We start from the raw sequence: 19384 nt of genomic DNA on the forward strand, positions 1-19384 counted from the left end.
TAACAGGCTCATGGCATGGGGAAGGGAAAAGCCTGAACGTGTATGGCTAGGTAGGTGGTTGGTCGCCCATGGTTCTATGTCCCCGCTATACCGCGAGGCGTCGAGGCGTTGAGGGCTTAAAGCGCGCCTGCCGACAGGTTGAGCTTGGCTGAGATCTGCCGGATCTGCCTTAAGTCCTCAGCGCTTCGACGCCTCGCGGTATAGCGGCGCGGTGGAAGCTTGGCCCGCCAACGATCAAAGCAGGGCGACATCCATAAGGCTTGTAACTCCTGCAATGCCATGAGCTCTTCAGGCCATTTCTTTGGGTTACTTTTCTTTGGGCCAGCAAAGAAAAGTGACTCGGGCCCTTTAGGGTCCGAAAGCGCCGCAGGCAATGCCCCAACAAACGAGACACCCAGCCGAGGCGAGACGCTAATCAGTCACATGCAGAGAAGAAAACCGCATTTCGCGCAGCTAAGGCATATCGCGAATTAAGCAACCTTTCGCCGCCCAGATCGCACCTACGTCAGACCACCGGCTGCCAAGGACCCGTTCGGCCGCATGACCGCAACCGCCAATCACGTCATTCACGACATCCAAGCCGATCCTTTCGGCGAGCGCTTTTCCAGGCACCTGGCCGTGCACAAGCAACTGCTGGGCGGCAGCTTCTATTTCGAGAGCGCCAGCGAGGCGTTGCTGGATCTGGTCGAGGCAGCGTATGGCGGCTTGCCCCCGCATCGGCTGCCCATCACCGTGCCGGACTTTCGCATCGAGTTGCAATTGGTGCCGCATCGAGACCAGCCTTACATCATCGAGCCACCACAGGTGCAGATGCATTCGGGCGCTGGTGTTCTATGCGGTGTGATCGATGCGTCGAATTACGTGGTGATATCACCGGCGCAGCACCGGGCGCTGGTCGTGGCATCGGAAGACATGCTCGATTTTCCTTACCACCTGCGTTACGAGTTGATCGAGTTTGCCGTGTTCATTCTGGCTACGCGCGGCTTGGGTTTGGTGCCGCTGCATGGTGCATGTGTAGGCAGGAATGGACACGGCCTTTTGCTGCTCGGCGCCAGCGGAGCGGGCAAATCGACGATGGCCTTGCACAGCCTGCTCAATGGGCTGGATTTTCTTTCCGAGGACGCTGTGTTCGTTCATCCGGAAACGCTGTTGGCCACGGGTGTTGCCAACTACGTACATGTGAAACCTGATGCGTTGCGGTTCATCGAACATGAGGCCGCGCGCGATTGGATTGGCAAAGCGCCGGTCATTCGTCGCCGCAGCGGTGTCGAAAAGTTCGAAGCCGATTTGCGGCACAGTCACGGACAGATCGCGGCCTCGCCTTTGAAACTAGTAGGCGCAGTGTTCGTTTCCAGCGAGCAGGAAACGGATCTTGATGCGCTGTTGAGTTTCGTACCCAGCGATGAAATCGCCGCGCGCTTGCATGCCGATCAGCCTTATGCGGCCGGGCAACCGGGGTGGCTGCATTTTCAGCAGAAAATGGTGCAGACCGGCGTGCATGAGTTGCGACGTGGCGAGCATCCGCAAGTATCGATCGAAGCGTTGATGCGGCTTTTGGACAGATTATGAACGCGACGGCGACGCAGCATGGCCACCCGTCATCGACCGCGTTTCTGCACACGCTCAAAGCCGCCAACCTTGCTGCGATGGTTGTCTATATCGTGCTATCCCTGGCCAGTGCACTTGCCGGCAGCGCGGCAGCCGTGTTGCTGGTGCCGTTGGTTCAACCCGAGCATTCTCTTGTGCTGGGTGGCATAACGTTCGGTGTGCAAGGTGGCATCGAAGCGCACGCGGCGATCTTTGTGGCGGTCACCGTGGCCTTCGCACTGTTGCGCTGGCAGGCGGCGCGATTGGCGGCGCGGTTGGCCAGCCGCTATGGCATGAACTTGCGGCGCTCGGTGCATGCGCGTTTGATCGATGCATCTCTGCCTTCATTGGCGGATACCAGCTCTGCCGAAATCGCCAACGTACTTACGTATAACGTCGAGATCATCACGCAGGGCTTCAATGCGCTGCTGCAGTTGCTGGTGGCTGGCATTACTGCGGCCATCAGCCTGGGGCTCGCGTTTTGGGTGTCGCCCCCGTTGGCGTTGGCTGCGCCGCTGTTTGCGGTCCTTGCATTGGTCGCATCGCGCATCAACAGTCGCGCACAAGCGGCCGTGAGCCGGCAATACGTGGCGGACCTTACGCGGCTGTTCTGGCACAGCGAGGATTTCCCGCGACGGTTGCGGCACGTGCGCTCGTTTGGGCGCGAAGATGCGGAGAAGAACAGCTACGGCGAAGTCACTGCGCGACTAGGCCGTGGTTATCGGCATCAACTGGATCTGATCGCATCAGCGCGGCTTACTTTGGAACTACTCGCTGCGGCGGGCATCACGGCGATTTTCATGTTGGCTTACCGTCTGCATGGTATCGACCAGGCATCCCTCATTGCGGTCTGTCTGTTGCTTGGGCGGCTATTGCCGTATCTGGTATCGACTCGCCAAAGCTTCCAACAACTGCATTCTGCGGCGCCGGCTTTCGAGCTTTGGCAGCGCTATATGGACCTGAGTGCGGCGCAGCCATCCACTGTGCAAGCATCCACCGCTCACGCAACCAGCACGCTGCGCTTCGAGCATGTACAGCTCGCACCGCCGTTGGCTGCGCTCGACATTCGTGAGGTGTCACTGGTGCCCGGTACGTTGACCCTGGTTTCCGGCGATTCGGGCATCGGCAAAAGCAGCTTGATCGACGTACTGGCCGGCATGATGTGGCCCGGCGCGTTTGCTGCGCGCATAGGACAACGATCGCTCGATTTCGCCGACTATCGCGAGCTGGTGCGCAACGGCGCGTACGTCAGTCAGAGCGTGCGCCCCTGGCAGCACTCCGTACGCGAATGCCTGCTGTGGGCTGTGCCGGAAGCCACGGACGACATGCTGCGTAGTGCGTTGGCAGACGTCGGCCTCGACAAGCGCCTGGCCGGTTCGCGCGACGGTCTGGATACGGCGCTGAACAGTGCTTCCAGCCGCCTTTCCGGCGGTGAGCTGCAGCGACTGCTGCTGGCTCAGGTGTTGCTCCGCCAGCCGTTTATCGCCTTGCTGGACGAGGCTACCAGCGCGCTTGATGCAGCCTCGGAAATCGCGGTGTTATCCGCGCTCAAGCGTCGTTTGCCGGAGACCATCCTGATTGTGGTATCGCATCGCGGCAGCGTGGCGACGGTCGCGGATCAGTGCCTGACCATTGGCAACGATTTCACCGTAAGCCAGCGCACTGCCGGTCATGCACGGGCGGTTCTGAGCGGCGGGCTTGTATAAGTTGTTGCGAATGCATCGCACTCGGATGATCACGGCCGCATGCAGGGCTTGGCTGTAACATGCGCTGCTGCGGCGGCGAATTGGAATATCGCCCCCTTAAGGATGCTCTGATCTATTCCACGCACCCGGCATGACGTCCAGAAGGCCCGCAGGGTGTGTTGCGCGGCACAGGGCAGACTGGCCGTCTGTTCAAGCCGCGCGGCGCAGGCTGCGGGCCTTCTGGACGTCACCCCGTCATTTAAATTCAAGATGTTGGGGCCGCAGTGTATGCGCATTTCGCTGCGTCCCAGCGTCTCGACAGACGGCCAGTCTGCCTTCACCGCTGGGACGCAGCGAAATGCGCATACACTGCGGTGACGGGTACGTGGAATAGATCAGAGCATCCTTAATCCCCACAGAGGCACACCGAAATGAAAAAGCATCTCGCACGGCCGATTGCAGCAGCCATGGTGGCAACGACACTGTTCTTCGCAACAGCCGCTTTCGCCGCACTCGAGCCCGGCGCTCCCGCCCCCGATTTCACGGCCCAGGCCAGTTTGGCCGGTAAGGCTTTCACCTTCTCGCTCAAGGATGCGCTCAAGAAAGGCCCTGTGGTGGTCTACTTCTATCCGTCGGCCTATACCGGCGGCTGCGATATCGAAGCACACACTTTCGCCACGGAGAAAGCCAAGTTTGACGCGGCCGGCGCCACCATCATCGGCGTATCCGCCGACAGTCTGCAGCGCTTGAATGCTTTCTCGTCCGATCCGAGCTACTGCGCTGGCAAATTCCCGGTGGCCTCTGACTCCGACGGCAAAATCGCCGCTTCCTACAACCTTAAAGTGGAAGCAGGCCAGGCCGGTCTGAAGGATGTGCGCGGTGTGGCCATCGACCACGGCTTTATCGAACGCACGACTTTCGTTATCAGCAGCGACGGCAAGATCGTCGCCACGCTTTCTTCGGAAGCGGATCATCTGCATCCGGAAGACCACGTGAAGAAATCGTTGACGATCGTGCAGCACCTGCAGGCGGGGAAGGCGCCGTAAGTCGGGAGCAAGTCGATAGATATTGCGTAAAAGCTGGGCGGCCAAGGCCGCCCAGCTTTTTTTCGACATTCGATAGGAATTTTCGGGTTTTGACTGTCACAAAGCGGGGGAGAGTGGACGACACCGTTCAAATATGCGCTTGACCTCTTGCCGAGCATCCCGACTTTCGAGTTATCCTTTTTACGGGGAAAGGACGGGGAAGAGTTATGGATGCTTCAACAAAGTGGGCGGCTGCCATCGTGGCGGCCGCGGCTATCATGGTGGGCGGTTACGTCGCCTACAGTAAATACGCGCAGAGTCGAGACGGGGAGCAAGCTCATCAGGCGTCGACTTCGCTTCAACAGCAGCCACAGAAAACAGTAGAAACCGACCAGCGTTTGGTTTCGCAAACGCAGCAGCCCGATCCGCGTATCGCTGCCGACGTAGCCGAACTTCGAACCCAGTATCGTCATCTCGCTCCAAACGAGCGTTGCGTGGATGGTGTTGTCATACAGGTGAATGGGGCAACGTATGCGCAGTCCGGTTCCTCTGGCAGGTCGGTGCGTTGTACGGGTAGCTATGCCGAGCGGTAGGTTGGGTTACGCTGCGCTACCCAACCTACGATGAAATCTGCAAATGCCCTGGCTTATTACCAAGTACATCATCACTGCCGCTGTTGTCGTAGTGGTCTCGGAAGTCGCCAAACGCAGCGACAGGGCTGGCGCGCTCTTGGCATCGCTGCCTTTGGTGACCTTGCTCGCGCTGACATGGCTCTACATCGAAAAGCAGTCGGCCGAGAAAATCACCAATCATGCTTGGTATACGTTCTGGTACGTGGTGCCGACGCTGCCGATGTTCCTGGCATTTCCGCGACTCTTCACGCGGTTCGGATTCTGGCCTGCGCTAGGTTTGAGCGCAGTGATTACGGTTGTGTGCTTTGCCTTGTTCGCATGGGCTGTCCGCCCATGGGGCATCAAGTTGATGTGATTCGATCGCGTAGGTTGGGGTGCAAACCTACCATCAAACGACTCACCTCATCCAAGCCACGGCTGGCCGCATAGCGCTGGCTCCTTCGCTGTTCCACGGGCGTAATGGTGCAAACCGTCCCCACCCACGGAGTTGCCCATGAAGCCAGTTTTACCCGCTCTGATGCTTGCCATCATGCTTGCCGTGCCGCTGCACGCCTGGGCTGCAACCAGCGATACGCACGCCGAAGACCAGGCGCAGATCCAACAACTGATCAACCGCTTCAAGAGCGCCATTGTTGCGAAAGACGGCGAGGCCATGCGCAGCATGTTCATGCCAGGCGGATCGTGGTTGCAGGGTCTCGACAATGGATCGCTGGCCACCGTGCGTACGAAGAAGCCCGAAGCTAAGCAATTCGCTCCCGGCAGCTATGAGCAATTCGCGCACTTCATCGAGACGGCTCCGAAGGACAAGGCGATCGAGGAGACGTTCGATAATCTGCACATCGAGACCGATGGCACGGTGGGTACGGTTTACTTTGACTATCGTTTTCTGGTGAACGGCAAGCCGACGAACCATGGCGTGGAAACCTGGCAGCTGGCACACACGGAAGAAGGATGGAAGATCAGCACCATGCTGTATTCCGTCATTCTGGATGACATCCATTGAGGATCGATGTAGGGTGCGACCAGCGTCAGCCGATGGCGGCGCCTGCGCACGGATACCACGATGACGCGTGTTTCGCTGCTTGAGCAACCCACTGGGTTGCCTCTGAAGGTTTCTTTGTTGGCCGCCACGCCCATAGCCCTGTGCATGGGCGTGATGGCACTTCCTGAGCTCGGTCATGCCTATGCGGGTGCGTTTCGCGCCTTCTATGCGTTTTGTTATCTGTGTTGGGTTGCGCCGCTGAGTCTGCTCCAGCGTTTCATGTGGCAACGTGGCGTATCAGCGCGCATCAGTATCCCCGTGCTGCTGGTGGCCACTTACGTGCCCTCGGTGATCAATAACGCATTGGCGCAGGCTGCCGCGGTGCACTGGCATCTGGTTCCAGGCTATGAGTTCCGACGTATCTTTGCCGGATTGGATGGGTGCTGGCTGGCTCTTATCGCTTTCTGCGCCATTCATGCACTGCTGCATCACTACGATGCGCTGCAACGCTCGCGCCGCCGTGAAGCTGAAGCGGTTGCGCTGGCGCGTGAGGCGGAGTTGCGCGCGTTGCAGTATCAGCTGCACCCCCATTTTCTGTTCAACACGCTCAACAGCATTTCAGCCCTGGTAGCCAACGGACGTGGCAGCGATGCCACGCGCATGATCGCTCGCCTGGGTGATCTTCTGCGAGCCACTTTGGAACGCAGCGACCAGCGTGAAGTGACGCTGGCGGAAGAGCTGTCCCTTACCGAGCACTATCTGGATATCGAAAAGGCCCGACTTGGATCGCGCCTGCATGTAACCCAGCGTGTGGGGCCAGGACTGTTACAGACGTTGGTGCCGCCGCTGCTGCTGCAACCCCTGGTGGAGAACGCGATCCGTCATGGCATTGCGCTGCGCACAGAAGGTGGCGCCATGCATCTGCGTATTGAGCGGGAGCAGGATGCGATGATCATTGAACTGCGCAACGATGGTGTGCCCACGCCACCGGATGCACGCGAGCAACGATCGACGGCCATTGGCCTGAACAACATGAGGCAACGTCTGGATGTGCTTTATCCAGGGAGCTACAGCGTGGATTTCGCGGTGAACGGAAAGGGTGCATGTACGATTCGCCTCGCTCTACCGCTTCGGCAAGCCACTCCGGCGACTTTCGCGGAGGCACGCAGCGCATGATGCGAGTGATGGTGGTGGATGACGAGCCACTCGCCCGTGATGGTGTGCGTGCGCGGCTCAACACGCATCAGGACCTGAGTTGGGTGGGTGAAGCGGGGGATGGTGAAACTGCCATGCAGGTGATGGAGAAATTGAGGCCTGATCTGGTGTTCATGGATGTGCAAATGCCAGGCATGAGCGGTATCGATGTGCTGCGTTGCATTGATCCGGAGCGTCGACCACTCGCGATCCTGCTTACAGCGTATGACCACTTCGCCGTGACCGCGTTCGAGCTACCTGCGCTGGATTACCTGCTGAAGCCGATCGACGACCAGCGTTTTCGCGAAGCACTGGACCGGGCTCGCACCGCCATGCGTCACCACCTTAGTGACGAATCTGTCGAGCGTTCGCAAGAGTGGGCCGAGCGATTCACCGTGCGGGTAGGGCAGCGTATCGTCGTTGTCGAGGCCAGCGATATTGATTGGATCGAGGCCAACGACGACTATGCCGGCCTGCACGTCGGTTCGCGTGTGTATTTGCTGCGTGAGCCGCTGCACCAGCTCAGTCTTCGACTGGATCCGCGGCGATTCCTGCGCGTCCATCGTTCCACCATTGTGCGCATCGATCGTATTGCAGAGCTGGAGGCGCTATCCAATCGTGATTGTCTGCTGCGTTTGAAGGATGGCACTCCGTTGCGTGCCAGTCGCACCTATGTTGATCAGCTGCGTGCGGCGCTTGCAGGGGGCTTGGATGTTCGTAGTTCGTAGGTTGGGTTAGCGCAGCGTAATCCAACATATTCGAGCGGTATTGTTGGGTTACGCTGCGCTAACCCAACCTACGATTGTCATCCCAGCCTACGTAGATGCCTTCTGCGCGAGACGTTCGAAGATCAGCGATGGGCGGCCACGATAGATCGCCGTTCTGACTTGCGCATAGCCACACCTTGTTGCGACTCGCACCGACGCAGCGTTATCCGGATCGATCATGCATATGGTGGATGCGGTTGGCCAACGGTCGTCCGCCCACAGCGTTACGGCACGCAATGCTTCGGTCGCATACCCTTTGCCATGCACATGGGGCGAGAGAGCCCATCCGGCTTCGGGAATGCCATCGAGCGGTGGGTCCATGTCGCGCTGATAGTCCGCGAAACCCACTTCGCCGACGAAACGCCCGGTGGCGCGCTCGCGAATCACCCAATAGCCAAAGCCGAGCATCGCCCAATGGCCGATGTAGCGAAGGAGCCGCGCCCATGTTTCTTCCTGGGTGAAAGGCTTGCCGCCAATGAATCGCGTGACGCTTGCATCGGACCACATGGCGAGACTTTCTGCGAAGTCATAACGGGTGTGCGGGCGTAGCACGAGGCGGTCGGTGTCGATTTGCAAATCGGAGTCGGGCATGAGGTTTCCCAAGGAGGTAGCGCGTAGATTGGGGTGAAACCCCCTCAGCAGTCAGGAGGAGTTGTGGCACTCGTGATGATGAAGGGTACCCAAGGTGGCGTCATTCCCGCGAAAGCGGGAATCCACTTCCCAGTGTGCATCAGAGCAACATGGATTCCCGCTTTCGCGGGAATGACGACCATGAGGGAATGCGTACTTTGAAGGTGACCTACGCGGTGACATCACGCATGCAAATGCCCATGCATCGGTCCTTGGCACAGACATTCCCCATCCGCATCGATGGTGCCGAACATGTTGTGCAACAGCGCTTCGCTGGGGCTCCACTCGCCAATCGCAGGATGGATCAGCAAGGCCTTGCGTGCGGTCAGCCTGACGTTAGCCAATGCAGCATCGATCGCCGCGCGTTCGTAGGCTTTTACTGCATGCACCAGTCCGCGCACTTCATCGGGCAGCGGCGCAATCGGCTCAGGCACGATCGAATCGAGGCTGATGCGCGCTGCGGTTTCCACGATGTCGTCGTCCGGAAGATCGGGAAGGGCACCGCGATTGCGTGTGTTCACCACGATGGTGGCGGGCTTGGCACCGGTCAACGCACTCATCACATCGATCGCGATCCGGTGGTAACCCGTCGCGGTGCGGAACGGATCGACCTGCAGGCTTACATCCGGATCGAACGCTGAACCACCTTCTGCTTCCAGCTTCATATAGGAGCCGGAGCGCTGGTTGAGATACGCCGCATAGGTAGCCACTGCGCCATCGCCGTCGCCGGCCGTCAGCCGGCTTTTCAGCGTGTCGATCAGTACCTGATTGAGTTGTTGGATTTCAGCGCCGCGACTTCCGCCTTGCTGCAACTGGTTGTGCAGGGCGCGTCGGCGTTCGTAATAAAAGAACAGGTACTCGGTAGGGATCAGCCGCAGCGAGCGGATCATGTTGAAATCGAACAGCGGTGCAAGATAAAGCTGGCGCAGCAGTTCATCGCTGGTCAGCAATGTGTCCATGACGTCTTGACCACGTACACGCACGCCGCGCACCCAGCCCAAATGGTTGAGGCCAACGTAATCGCATTGCACGTCGCTCAACGGCTCTCCCAGTGCCTTGGCGATGTTGTGGAAAAGCTCGGTGGGGGTGTCGCAGATACCCACCATTTTCACGCGCGAATGACGGGTGACGGCTTGGGTGATCAGGCCGGCGGGATTGGTGAAATTCACCAGCCAGGCGTCGGGGCTCAAACGTTCAACCAGGCGTGCCTGTTCGAGCGCAGCGGGTACGGTGCGTAGCGCCATGGCAACGCCGGCAGGGCCGGTCGTTTCTTGCCCCGGATAACCATGGTCGATCGCAGCACGTTCGTCTGCTGCACGTCCTGCAATACCGCCAACGCGAATGCTGTTCAACACGAAGTGCGCGCCTTCGATGGCATCTTCGGCGGAGGTCGCCGCACGCAAACGCAGCGAACCGCCGGATTTGGCCACGATCGCTTTGCCCAGCTCCACCATGACCGCAAGGCGTTCCTGGTCGGGGTCGTATAGCACCATTTCTGCGGCGCCCAATGCTTCTGTCGCTTCATCGACACCGAAGATCACCAACGGCGCGCGAACACCGCCGCCACCGATCAAGGCAATCTTACGATCCATAGGTTTGCTCATAGATACTCCTCAACAAGAAAGAATCGGGCAGCCCTTCCAGCGCACCGATCTGCGTCGTGCACTGGGCGCCGCAAATGCATGCGCGCCGCAGGCAGTCTTTGGTCGATTCGCCGTTCAACACGCCATCGATAAAACCGGCATCGAAGGCATCGCCGGCGCCGGTCATGTCGATGGCATCGACGTGGGGCGGTGATACGTACAGCAGCTCGCCGTGGACGACAGCTGCCGCGCCTGCGGCGCCCAGCTTGATCACGCTATGTCGGATGCTTATGGAAGAAGCCCAGGCGCGGAATGCTTCGGCGCTCTCGCTGCCGGTCAGCACCTGGGCTTCGGTCTGGTTCGGGAAAAAATAGTCGACGGCGCGGCATGTCCATTGATTGGCTGGATCGCGCAGCCAGTCCGGACTGAAGCCGACATCCAGCGACGTCGTGCATCCGGCCTTGTGCAAGAGTGGAAACAGGCGTTTGGCCAGATCCGCTGCGAGCGGCATGGCGAAATGCACATGCCGGGCGGCGATCAGTTCGGCGCGAGTCGCTACGTCATCCAGCAGTTCGGCCAGGTGACGATTGGCACCCACGTAAGTGTAGAAAGAGCGGTCTTCCGCAGTGGAAACGCTCACTGTCACACCGGTGCCCAGGGCGTCGGAGCGCAAGCCGTCGGTCGATACACCGAAACCTTGCAAGCGTGTTTCGAACCAAGCGCGATCGGCTTCTCCAATCAGCCCGATCAAACGTACGCGGCGTTGCAAACGGGCCAAGGCGCACGCGGTGTTGACCGCGCCGCCGCCGAGTTCGCGCAGGTAATGTTCGGCGTGCACCTCTTCACCCGGTGCAGGCCAGTGTTGAAATCCGCTGAAAACATGATCGGCGTAGATCTCGCCGACCACGACCACATCCCAGCGTTTCATGGTCTCTGAAAAGGCCACGTTTTACGTCTCCATGCGTCAATCATGTAAATAAGCGTGCCGCCCACTATCGCGGCCACTCCGGCCAGGATGTGCCGCCAAGGGCTGGTGCATACGATGTAGAGCCACCCGATCACGCTGATCAGTATCGGCAAGGGATACAGCGGCATGCGAAAGGTGTCCGCATCGCGCCGCTCGTGACGACGCAACAGCACGATGGCCAGACACTGGGCCATGTACTGGAACATGATCTGGATCACCATCAACGACGCGATCAAATCGTCCAGCGACAACATGCATGCCAGCGCCGACGCAGCACCCGTGAATAGCAACGACACAGTAGGGAAGCGACCGCGCGGATGCAGGCGCGCAAACACTCGGAAGAACTGCCCAGATGCAGCGGCGGCAAAAGGCACGCGTGAGTAGCCCAACAAGACAACCAGGGCCGAGCCCCAGCTTGCAAGCAAGATCAACAACACCGCGGTCATGCCGCCCGTTCTGCCGTAGATCGACTGCATGAAATCCGCGACCACTGCCTTGGACTGCGCAGCCTGTTGCCACGGCAGCACGCCAAGTACCGAAAGGTTCAACCCCATGTATAGCAGGGCTACGATCGGAATCGAGGTCAGCACGGCAAGCGGGATCGTGCGCCGAGGTCGTTTGATCTCACCGCCAAGCATGCACACGTTGTTGTAGCCGCCGTAGTCGTAAACGGCGATCAGGCTGACCGCACCAAGACCCAGCCAGAAGCCATGCTTGGGATCGCCACCGGCATGCATGAAGTGCGCGAACACATGCGTATCGAAATGCATCAAGCCGCTTAATACGATCCACACACAAGCGCCGATCACCACTGCAGTGACCAGTAACGAAAGGCGTTGGACCGAATCGACTCTGCGATACAACAGCGCGGTATTGACCAGGCATAGTGCGATGGCTGCGAGTATTTGGCCCTGATGGCCAAGGCTCGGGATCAAAAAGGCCAGATATTGCGCGAAGCCGACCGCTGCAGAACCGATCGACAACGGTGCGGTAAGCACTGTCTGCCAGAGATAAAGAAAACCAAATAGACGTCCAAGACGCTCGCTGCCATAAGCGGTGCGCAAGTAGTGGTACGGTCCGCCGGATTCGGGAATGGTCGAGCCGAGTTCGGCCCACACCATGCCGTCGCACATGCACAGCAACGCACCGGCCAACCAGCCGATCAGCACCATCGGGCCGGCCAGCGCCGAAAGCGCCAGCGGAATGGTGATGAACGGACCCACGCCGATCATGTTCAGCACATTGGCTGAAAGGCCACCCCAGAAACCCATGACACGGGGTGGGGCGGCACTCGGGTCATGTGGTGCTTCGCTTTCGGGCACAGCAATCGACGTCGGCAGCGCTTCAGGGTGATCGCTTGTCGCTCTGGAACGTGGCCGCCATACATTCATCATGCTGTGCCTGCCAGGTTATCTGCGCAGTGCACGGGCGCCGCATGGATTTGATGCAAATCCAGAATCAGGATCTGGTTGTCGCCAGTCGTCAGCCATTCGCTGGGACAGTACAGGCATTGCTGCGGTCCGATATGCCAATAGCGCCCCAAAAGATGACCGTTGACCCATACGTAGCCTTTCGTCCATTCGTGCATGTCGACGTAAACGTCGCCATGTTTTTGCAGTCGAATGGTTGCCTGGAAAAACAGGCCGGGGCGATCCGGGCGGGTGAGCACCGGTTTCAGGTTCGCGATGTAAGCGTCGTCCAGTGGCAGGCCATAGACGTGCCAGTCGTACAGCAGCATGCCATCCAGACGCACGCTTCCAATCAAGCCTTTGCGGTCGCCCAATGGAGGGCCGAAATTAATGTGCCCGAAGCTGTCGACAAGCATGTCCAGCGCCATATCACCCTCGTTGCCGGCATGCCCCAGATGCAGGTCGGGCGATGAATGGAGCCGAGGGTCGCGTACGCGTGAGATAGAACCGCACTCGCTCTGATCGATATGCACGATGGCGTAATCATGCACCCCATCCACGTGCAGAAGATGACCGCGTTTTACGGTCTTGTGATAAACCACCAGCCCCTGGTTCTGCCGCAGCAATTGTTCGTTGCTGGCGGGGGCGTGGGTAGGTACTGGCACGGTGGGCAGGTTGTCCCAGAGCGACGCGAACGGCATGGGCAAAACGTCCGCGAAAGAACCTTTAGGGCAGGGGGCCGGTATGGACGGCAGAGACCCGGCACTCGCGCTGCTCAGGATGTCGCGCAAGACATGATAGGCAGGTGTCGCATCGCCACATTCATCGATGGGTGCGCCGTAGTCGTAACTGGTGATCACCGGTTGGAAGTTGGAGCCGTCGTCATCCGCATTGGCGCCAGCAGTCAGGCCGAAGTTGGTGCCGCCGTGCACCACGTAAAGGTTGAAGGAATAGCCGCCGGCCATGATTTTGCGCAGTGCTTCGGCGCAATCCTTGTGCGCCAGTTCATGCTCGCCCCAATGCGTCAGCCAGCCCGGATAAGTCTCGCCGACCCAGACCGGTTCGTGCTGCGAAAAGTGCAGGCCTGCATGCAGTTGCGGCGGTTCCGCGCCATCCAATCCGAGTGCGGCACCTGGCAGAGAGGCATGTCGACGCTTGAGATCGGGCAAAACATCGCAAACCGAAAACGGCCCATCGATACCGTGTGCTTTCCATAGGTCGCGCACCGTTTCCAGATACCCAACATCGGCCGCGAACGAGGAATACTCGTTCTCTATTTGCAACATCAGGATCGGGCCACCGGCATCGGCCATCAGTGGCGCGATCTTCGGTGCGATAGCTGCAATGTAGCGTTGGACGGCGGCCATGTAATCCGGATCATGCCGATCGCGCAGCTTGATGTTCTTGTCGCGCAACAGATAGGGTGGCAGGCCGCCCATGTCCCATTCACCGCATATATACGGACCAGGACGCAGATAAACCCACATGCCTTCCTGTTGGCAAAGTTTGATGAAGGTAACGAAGTTGCGGCGTTCCGAGGTGAAGTCGAAGACGCCGGGCTCGCGTTCCAGGTAATTCCACATGACATACAGCGCGATGGTATTGAGACCCATTGCCTTGGCCATGCGAATACGATGCTGCCAACACGAAACGGGAATGCGTGAGGGATGCATTTCTCCGCTGCGGATCTGGAATCGCGCGCCATCCAGTACGAAATCGTGGCCTTGCAGGGCGAAGCGGTGCGGCTTGCCGTCTGGAATCGGTGTCATGGTGCTACGCGCACGTTCGTTGTCCGCGGCGAGGATGTGGTGATCCAAGGCCAAGGTGGATAGCAGGGCGAGGCGGATGAATTGGCGGCGTTTCATGTGTAGGGAGCGCTATTCATGCGTGCGCGACATGCAGTTCCCGTCCTACCTGTAGTACGGAAGGGCTGGACTGCCATGAAAGTATGCATTCCCTTACTGCCGTCATGCCCGCGAAAGCGGGCATCCATCTTGCTCTGGTGCATCTTTGAAAATGGATTCCCGCTTTCGCGGGAATGACGGCCCTCTGTGTGGCTTTCATCTTGGCGAATGCCGCGACATTGCGTGATCACCGATCGCATCAAAAGTTGTACTTCACCGTAAGCAACGACGTCATACCGGTATCGACAACGTCGGAGATCGTCAAACTGTTCCGACCTACGTGCGCCCAATAGCTGTAGTTGTCAGCGAGATTGGAGATGGAAAAATCCACCTGCAGACCGTTGTGGAACATGTAGCCTGCGTGAAGGTCGAGTCGCTTGATCGGCCGGATCCACAAGTCGTCCCACGGCGCACCCTGATTCAGGTAGTCGTAGTTCGCCAACCACGCACTGGTGTAGTGATAGCTCAGGTTGAGCGAAAAGCCGTTCTTCTCGTAGAACACTTCCGCGTTCGCCATGAACTTGGGCGCGCTCTGCATTTCTTCGTTATGAAAGCCGGTTGTCCCCAAGTCCACTTTGGTGTTCTGACGGGTAGCGTTGAAGCTGACACCGAGCCCGTCGAACGGTTCAGGAAGAAACTTGAACTTCTGGTGCGTATCCAGTTCGACGCCGTAAACGCGGCCGTTACCGCCATTTTCGGGTGTCTTGTAGAAGGTTGTACCGCCGCCATTGGTGCTGGAGTTGGCCTGTTGGCCACCAGCGTCGTAGATGTAGTGGCTCAGGTGCTTATAGAAGCCGGCCACCGAGGCGTAACCGCCGTTGTTGTTGGTCCACTGGCCGGAGAAGTCGAGGTTGGTAGCTTCGATTGCTTTCAGGCTGGGATTGCCACGCGTAATGGTGGTCACGCCTTGCGAAGTGCTGACTGAAGAACTGCTGCCCAGCTGATAAAGGGAGGGGCGCGTATAGCTTTGCCACAGTCCGACACGATAAATGCTGCCGTCGCTTGGCCGGTAATTCAGGAACACGCTGGGCAACGGTTCGTTATAGACCGTGTGGTTGGTCTGGAAATACCCGAGTATCTCATTGCCTGAACTGTCTTGCGGCACCACCCAGTAGGTGTTTTCGATGCCGGTGTGTTCGAAGCGCAAACCTGGAATGATTTCCAGATTGCCGATGTTGAAGGTGGCTTTGCCATAGATGGCGCTGACCTCCTCCCTGCCGCGCAGGGTGTCACAGTTGTAGTTGTTGGCGTAGAGGCTGTCGCCGCACGTATCCAGGTCGCTGCTCACCAGGTATTGCTGGATCAGATTGCTGACGGCCGATTCGCTGACCTTGGGTGCCTTCCAGTTGTATTGGCCGGGGAAAATCGAGCTGTAGGAGCCGGTGAAGATCCCTAAGTCGCCCAGCGTAGTCACGCCATCGTTGATGCCTGCCGTCGACCAGTCGCGATTGGTGTAGTTGCGCACGCTTTCGGTGAATTTGCCGCCGAACTGGATCGAGGACAGACTGCCGTCGGTAAAGTCATAGCGGAAGTCGACTTTGGCGCCGCCCTTGCGCTGACCGGAATAGATCTTGGTGAGCTCGCCGTCATCGTTGGCGTACAGCCCAGGGATGTTGTTGACCTGCGCCAGCAATGCCGGAGTCAGCTGTGGATAGGGAAAGCCTCCCGCACCGTAACTCATCAACGTACTGCCACTGTAGGCAAAGTTGGTCTGCGAGTATTTGTCTTCGCGACCGTCGATTTCCACGTGGTTCGGGCGATCGTTGTCACCGAAGCTGTAGAACACGTTTGGCGAGATCGTCCAGCCGCCGACAGTCTTGTCGCCGCCAACTTGAAAGGTCGCCAGATCCGCCACTTCCGGGTTGGTCTCGTACCAATAGCGGCTGGCGATGCGCCCGATGTTCGGCGTGTAGACACCGCTGGTGCCGACTTCCTGGTACGTCACATTTCGCGGAATTAACTGCGTGAATGACGTGTCTTCCGTGGTCTGCGCGTAGGCATAGGTCATGCGCAGGTAGGTGCTGAGCGTTTCGTCTACTTTGTAGTCGAACGAGAAATTGCCGCCGTAGCGGCGCTCATAACCCGGCACCACGCCCACGTTCATGCCGGTGCTGCTCAGGTTCTTGGCCGGGTCATAGCCCGCTGCATTGTTGCCGTTCGCATCGGTATGCGCGAATTGCCAGGACCCGTCGTTGTAGGCGCTGGTGGCCGCAGCCTCTTCGCTATTTGCATAGGTGCGGTAGTCGTAATAGGCGCTGGCATACACGCCGAATTGTTTTTCGCTACCGAATTTGGTCTGGAAATCACCGGCAAAACCACCGCCCAGGCCGCTGTTGCCATAATCACGCGCCCGGCTTTCCGAGCGGCCACTGACCGAGACGCTGCCGCTCATGTCCTTGGCGAAATCGAATGCGGACGGCGTACGAAAATCCACGGTGCCGCCGATCGCATCACCATCCATGTCGGCGGTAGAGGTTTTATTCATCACGATGGTCTGCAGGCCGGAAGGCGGCAGCAAACTCAACTGCACGCTGCGGCTGTAAGGCATGCCTTGGGCGACTTCGACACCGTTGATCAAATTGACGTCGTAATCGGCAGGCAGGCCGCGCACTGTGGCGTAGACACCTTCGCCACGCGCAGCACCATCGATGCCAGAGAAATAACCTGAGCCGGTATTCGTGACATTCACGCCGGGAATCAAGCCAAGTGCTTCGGCGACGTTGTGCACGGCGGTGTACTGCAGATCCGCGGCCGACAACACGTTGACGGAGTTGGGGGCATCCATCTGCATGCTGGAAGCATCGTAGCGATTGGCCGCTACGATGAGGCCTTTAAGTTCGGCCACTTTTTTCAGGCTTAGGGTTACCGTGGCCAGGCCGCTGCTACCTACCGTCAGCGGGGTATGGGTCATGGCGAAACCCGCCTGCGAGACGGAGACGGTATAGCTGCCTGCCGGTACGTTTGCAAAAACGAAATTGCCTTCTTTATCCGCCGTGGCCGTGTAACTGGTGCCGTCCAGCGACACGCGTGCATTGGCAACGGGCTGTCCTGAATTCTCTTGTTGCAGATGACCGTGTACGTCGGTCGCCAGAGCAGTCGTCGCTGCGAACGCGGCAACAAAGCCCATCGAGACGGCGATCGCCAATTTTCTACGCTTTAAACCAGCCGTTTTCATTCGGTTTCTCCGATTACAGGATGCGACCGTCCGACGGGCTCTCCCCCCGCTTACGTTCGGTCTTTTTTTGGATATGACGCGATGACGGCGCAATAGGCGATGCACACACCAGGCGACAACCTGCCGTGCAGGTCGTCAGCGTAGTGATGAGATCGGGAACCGGCGTGATCAAACAGCCGGAAAGCGAGTCGTCAGGTCAATAAAAGAGTTTTCACGCGGCGAAGGACGGCGGCGAATAGCCGGCAATGCATTTGCCGCGGGCGCGAAGGGCACTTTTTTTGGCTTGATCACGTACAGAGATCGATTTGCACTGTCCCTTTGCGAAACAGGCACGAAGCACCACCGCGTAAACGCAGCTCGATGAACTTTCAGTTAGGAAACAGCGGTTCATGTCGTACCGTTCCTACCAAGCCATATGAGCGACAGTGGTCCATACAACGGGAGGTCAAAGCCTCGTGGTGACGTGTCCTCTTTCCCCGTTCAGAAGAAGACGTCAATCCGTTTACTACACCAACCTATCATCCACACAGGCCCCTAGGGTTTTACTTCTGGATGTGCTTCAAGTCAACAAGTTTGAAGTGAAGGCATGCAGGATTTTCACGATATCGGTGTCCGCAGTATCAGGTGATTGTCCCTAAATCACCGGGTGAATGAGTCTGATGACAAGCATTTCGAGCGCTATGTATAAAACATTATCACCCCATTGTGACCGCGCCATGGTCGTAGGCAGGGGTGCAAACCCAAGTTTTGCCGCGGTTATGTAGATGGCAATGTCAGGGTTTGTACCCCAGCCTGCGATTGGCGCCGGTGAACTACATCTGGTAACCGGGCTTCTTGTAGAGCTTGCCGAGCGGGTTCTGGATATCCGTGCGATACACCTTTTCAGCCCATTCCGTTGAACGGATTTCCTCAAAAGCCACGGATACGGATTCCTCGCCGTAGCCGAATGCGTCCATGACGTCCTGGGTAATGCGATTTGCCAGGCTCTGCTTCTGCGATTCGCTCTTGCCTGGATAGAGCTTGACGATGACGTGGGGCATGTTTTGTAACCTCGCATTAAAGGGCTTCGGCAAAAACCTTGCGCACCAACTCGATGGCGGTGTTGGCACACGGCCATCCGGCGTAGAACGCCAGATGTGTGATCACCTCGATCAGCTCTTCTTTGGTAACGCCATTCTGGAGTGCAAACTTCAGATGAAACGGCAGTTCGTTGACGCGATAGAGAGCGATCAGCGCAGCAACGGTGATCAGGCTGCGATCGCGCTTGGACAACGCTGTGCGCTCCCATATCTGCCCGAACAGAACCTGCCGCGTAGTGTCGTTGAGGGTAGGGGCGATGTCCGCAAAAGGACCGGCTTTGCTGTCGTTACTCATGGGATGACCTCTGTGCGGCCAGATACTGTTCGTCGGTAACGTGCTCCATCCATTCGACTGCCTTGCCGTCGAGATATTCCTGTACAGCTATGTGCGTCACGGATGTCGTCGTCGTCGCGCCGTGCCAATGACGGTGTCCCGGTGGGCACCAGATCACGTCGCCTGCGTGGATAACCTCGATGGGACCATCTTCGCACTGCGTCCAGCCACAACCGGCCGTCACAATGAGAATTTGGCCAAGCGGATGCGTATGCCATGCCGAGCGCGCTCCCGGTTCAAAAGTCACGCTGGCACATCCCACGCGCGCTGGCCCTGGTGCATTGAAGTACGGATCGATGCGCACATTGCCCGTAAAAAAATCCGCGGGCCCTTTGATCGAGGCCTGCGAGCCATTGCGAATGAGGTGCATGAGCTTGCTCCAAACGAAGGTGATGACTACCTAGTCTGGGTGACTTGATAGCTATTGATTA

Annotated in this window: 17 protein-coding genes; 8 read left to right on the top strand and 9 right to left on the bottom strand. The window is 58.5% G+C overall.

Annotated elements, in window-relative coordinates; translation table 11 throughout:
* Positions 1 to 540 precede the first annotated feature (540 nt).
* The 8 genes from QQJ86_RS22585 to QQJ86_RS22620 all read left to right on the top strand — a co-directional run bounded on the left by QQJ86_RS22585 (position 541) and on the right by QQJ86_RS22620 (position 7833).
* On the top strand, positions 541 to 1569 hold the full coding sequence (locus QQJ86_RS22585) for a phosphoenolpyruvate carboxykinase (ATP) (RefSeq protein ID WP_284323233.1): 1029 nt from the start codon (positions 541 to 543) through the stop codon (positions 1567 to 1569).
* On the top strand, positions 1566 to 3293 hold the full coding sequence (locus QQJ86_RS22590; protein ID WP_345782846.1) for an ATP-binding cassette domain-containing protein: 1728 nt from the start codon (positions 1566 to 1568) through the stop codon (positions 3291 to 3293). Before QQJ86_RS22585 ends, QQJ86_RS22590 begins: the two co-directional genes overlap by 4 nt.
* 410 nt (positions 3294 to 3703) lie before the next feature.
* Positions 3704 to 4318 (top strand): peroxiredoxin, encoded by a 615-nt coding sequence (locus tag QQJ86_RS22595; protein WP_284323234.1) that lies wholly within the window; start codon positions 3704 to 3706, stop codon positions 4316 to 4318.
* Positions 4319 to 4524: 206 nt separating this feature from the next.
* Complete coding sequence (locus tag QQJ86_RS22600) at positions 4525 to 4890, top strand: hypothetical protein (protein ID WP_284323235.1); 366 nt, start codon at positions 4525 to 4527, stop codon at positions 4888 to 4890.
* A 43-nt stretch (positions 4891 to 4933) separates the two neighbouring features.
* Positions 4934 to 5284, top strand: coding sequence for a DUF3147 family protein (locus QQJ86_RS22605; protein WP_284323236.1), 351 nt, complete (start codon positions 4934 to 4936; stop codon positions 5282 to 5284).
* Positions 5285 to 5422: 138 nt separating this feature from the next.
* The gene (locus tag QQJ86_RS22610; RefSeq protein ID WP_284323237.1) at positions 5423 to 5932 is read left to right on the top strand and encodes a nuclear transport factor 2 family protein; all 510 of its coding nucleotides are present in this window, start codon (positions 5423 to 5425) and stop codon (positions 5930 to 5932) included.
* 60 nt (positions 5933 to 5992) lie between these two features.
* Entirely contained in the window at positions 5993 to 7087 is a 1095-nt protein-coding gene (locus QQJ86_RS22615) for a sensor histidine kinase (protein ID WP_284323238.1), read from the top strand.
* Positions 7015 to 7833, top strand: coding sequence for a LytR/AlgR family response regulator transcription factor (locus tag QQJ86_RS22620; protein ID WP_284323239.1), 819 nt, complete (start codon positions 7015 to 7017; stop codon positions 7831 to 7833). Before QQJ86_RS22615 ends, QQJ86_RS22620 begins: the two co-directional genes overlap by 73 nt.
* Positions 7834 to 7920: 87 nt before the next feature.
* Here QQJ86_RS22620 and QQJ86_RS22625 read toward each other — a convergent pair whose 3' ends face one another.
* From QQJ86_RS22625 to QQJ86_RS22665, 9 genes are all read right to left on the bottom strand, one after another.
* Positions 7921 to 8463: a GNAT family N-acetyltransferase gene (locus QQJ86_RS22625; protein WP_284323240.1), complete on the bottom strand. Its 543-nt coding sequence runs from the start codon at positions 8461 to 8463 to the stop codon at positions 7921 to 7923.
* A gap of 221 nt (positions 8464 to 8684) precedes the next feature.
* Entirely contained in the window at positions 8685 to 10106 is a 1422-nt protein-coding gene (locus tag QQJ86_RS22630; protein WP_284323241.1) for a family 4 glycosyl hydrolase, read from the bottom strand.
* Complete coding sequence (locus tag QQJ86_RS22635; RefSeq protein ID WP_345782847.1) at positions 10084 to 11031, bottom strand: carbohydrate kinase family protein; 948 nt, start codon at positions 11029 to 11031, stop codon at positions 10084 to 10086. The genes QQJ86_RS22630 and QQJ86_RS22635 overlap by 23 nt, the downstream gene beginning before the upstream one ends.
* The gene (locus QQJ86_RS22640; protein ID WP_423372980.1) at positions 11010 to 12443 is read right to left on the bottom strand and encodes an APC family permease; all 1434 of its coding nucleotides are present in this window, start codon (positions 12441 to 12443) and stop codon (positions 11010 to 11012) included. Before QQJ86_RS22640 ends, QQJ86_RS22635 begins: the two co-directional genes overlap by 22 nt.
* Positions 12443 to 14326 carry a beta-galactosidase gene (locus QQJ86_RS22645; RefSeq protein WP_284323242.1) on the bottom strand — a complete coding sequence of 628 codons (1884 nt, stop codon included), beginning with the start codon at positions 14324 to 14326 and terminating at the stop codon, positions 12443 to 12445. Before QQJ86_RS22645 ends, QQJ86_RS22640 begins: the two co-directional genes overlap by 1 nt.
* A gap of 238 nt (positions 14327 to 14564) precedes the next feature.
* Positions 14565 to 17540, bottom strand: a complete 2976-nt coding sequence (locus QQJ86_RS22650) for a TonB-dependent receptor (protein ID WP_423372918.1) — start codon at positions 17538 to 17540, stop codon at positions 14565 to 14567.
* Between the two features lie 812 nt (positions 17541 to 18352).
* Entirely contained in the window at positions 18353 to 18580 is a 228-nt protein-coding gene (locus QQJ86_RS22655) for a tautomerase family protein (RefSeq protein ID WP_284323243.1), read from the bottom strand.
* Between the two features lie 16 nt (positions 18581 to 18596).
* Complete coding sequence (locus QQJ86_RS22660; protein ID WP_284323244.1) at positions 18597 to 18914, bottom strand: carboxymuconolactone decarboxylase family protein; 318 nt, start codon at positions 18912 to 18914, stop codon at positions 18597 to 18599.
* Positions 18907 to 19323: a (R)-mandelonitrile lyase gene (locus QQJ86_RS22665; RefSeq protein WP_284323245.1), complete on the bottom strand. Its 417-nt coding sequence runs from the start codon at positions 19321 to 19323 to the stop codon at positions 18907 to 18909. Before QQJ86_RS22665 ends, QQJ86_RS22660 begins: the two co-directional genes overlap by 8 nt.
* Between the last annotated feature and the right edge of the window lie 61 nt (positions 19324 to 19384).

Origin of the sequence: Dyella acidisoli, from assembly GCF_030160295.1 — a bacterium.
Lineage (GTDB): Bacteria > Pseudomonadota > Gammaproteobacteria > Xanthomonadales > Rhodanobacteraceae > Dyella_B > Dyella_B acidisoli.

Bases quoted from the DNA above. Each gene is read 5' to 3' on its own strand.
- QQJ86_RS22585 (WP_284323233.1), top strand. From the start codon at position 541: ATGACCGCAACCGCCAATCACGTCATTCACGACATCCAAGCCGATCCT.
- QQJ86_RS22590 (WP_345782846.1), top strand. From the start codon at position 1,566: ATGAACGCGACGGCGACGCAGCATGGCCACCCGTCATCGACCGCGTTT.
- QQJ86_RS22595 (WP_284323234.1), top strand. From the start codon at position 3,704: ATGAAAAAGCATCTCGCACGGCCGATTGCAGCAGCCATGGTGGCAACG.
- QQJ86_RS22600 (WP_284323235.1), top strand. From the start codon at position 4,525: ATGGATGCTTCAACAAAGTGGGCGGCTGCCATCGTGGCGGCCGCGGCT.
- QQJ86_RS22605 (WP_284323236.1), top strand. From the start codon at position 4,934: ATGCCCTGGCTTATTACCAAGTACATCATCACTGCCGCTGTTGTCGTA.
- QQJ86_RS22610 (WP_284323237.1), top strand. From the start codon at position 5,423: ATGAAGCCAGTTTTACCCGCTCTGATGCTTGCCATCATGCTTGCCGTG.
- QQJ86_RS22615 (WP_284323238.1), top strand. From the start codon at position 5,993: ATGACGCGTGTTTCGCTGCTTGAGCAACCCACTGGGTTGCCTCTGAAG.
- QQJ86_RS22620 (WP_284323239.1), top strand. From the start codon at position 7,015: ATGTACGATTCGCCTCGCTCTACCGCTTCGGCAAGCCACTCCGGCGAC.
- QQJ86_RS22625 (WP_284323240.1), bottom strand. From the start codon at position 8,463: ATGCCCGACTCCGATTTGCAAATCGACACCGACCGCCTCGTGCTACGC.
- QQJ86_RS22630 (WP_284323241.1), bottom strand. From the start codon at position 10,106: ATGAGCAAACCTATGGATCGTAAGATTGCCTTGATCGGTGGCGGCGGT.
- QQJ86_RS22640 (WP_423372980.1), bottom strand. From the start codon at position 12,443: ATGAATGTATGGCGGCCACGTTCCAGAGCGACAAGCGATCACCCTGAA.
- QQJ86_RS22645 (WP_284323242.1), bottom strand. From the start codon at position 14,326: ATGAAACGCCGCCAATTCATCCGCCTCGCCCTGCTATCCACCTTGGCC.
- QQJ86_RS22650 (WP_423372918.1), bottom strand. From the start codon at position 17,540: ATGAAAACGGCTGGTTTAAAGCGTAGAAAATTGGCGATCGCCGTCTCG.
- QQJ86_RS22655 (WP_284323243.1), bottom strand. From the start codon at position 18,580: ATGCCCCACGTCATCGTCAAGCTCTATCCAGGCAAGAGCGAATCGCAG.
- QQJ86_RS22660 (WP_284323244.1), bottom strand. From the start codon at position 18,914: ATGAGTAACGACAGCAAAGCCGGTCCTTTTGCGGACATCGCCCCTACC.
- QQJ86_RS22665 (WP_284323245.1), bottom strand. From the start codon at position 19,323: ATGCACCTCATTCGCAATGGCTCGCAGGCCTCGATCAAAGGGCCCGCG.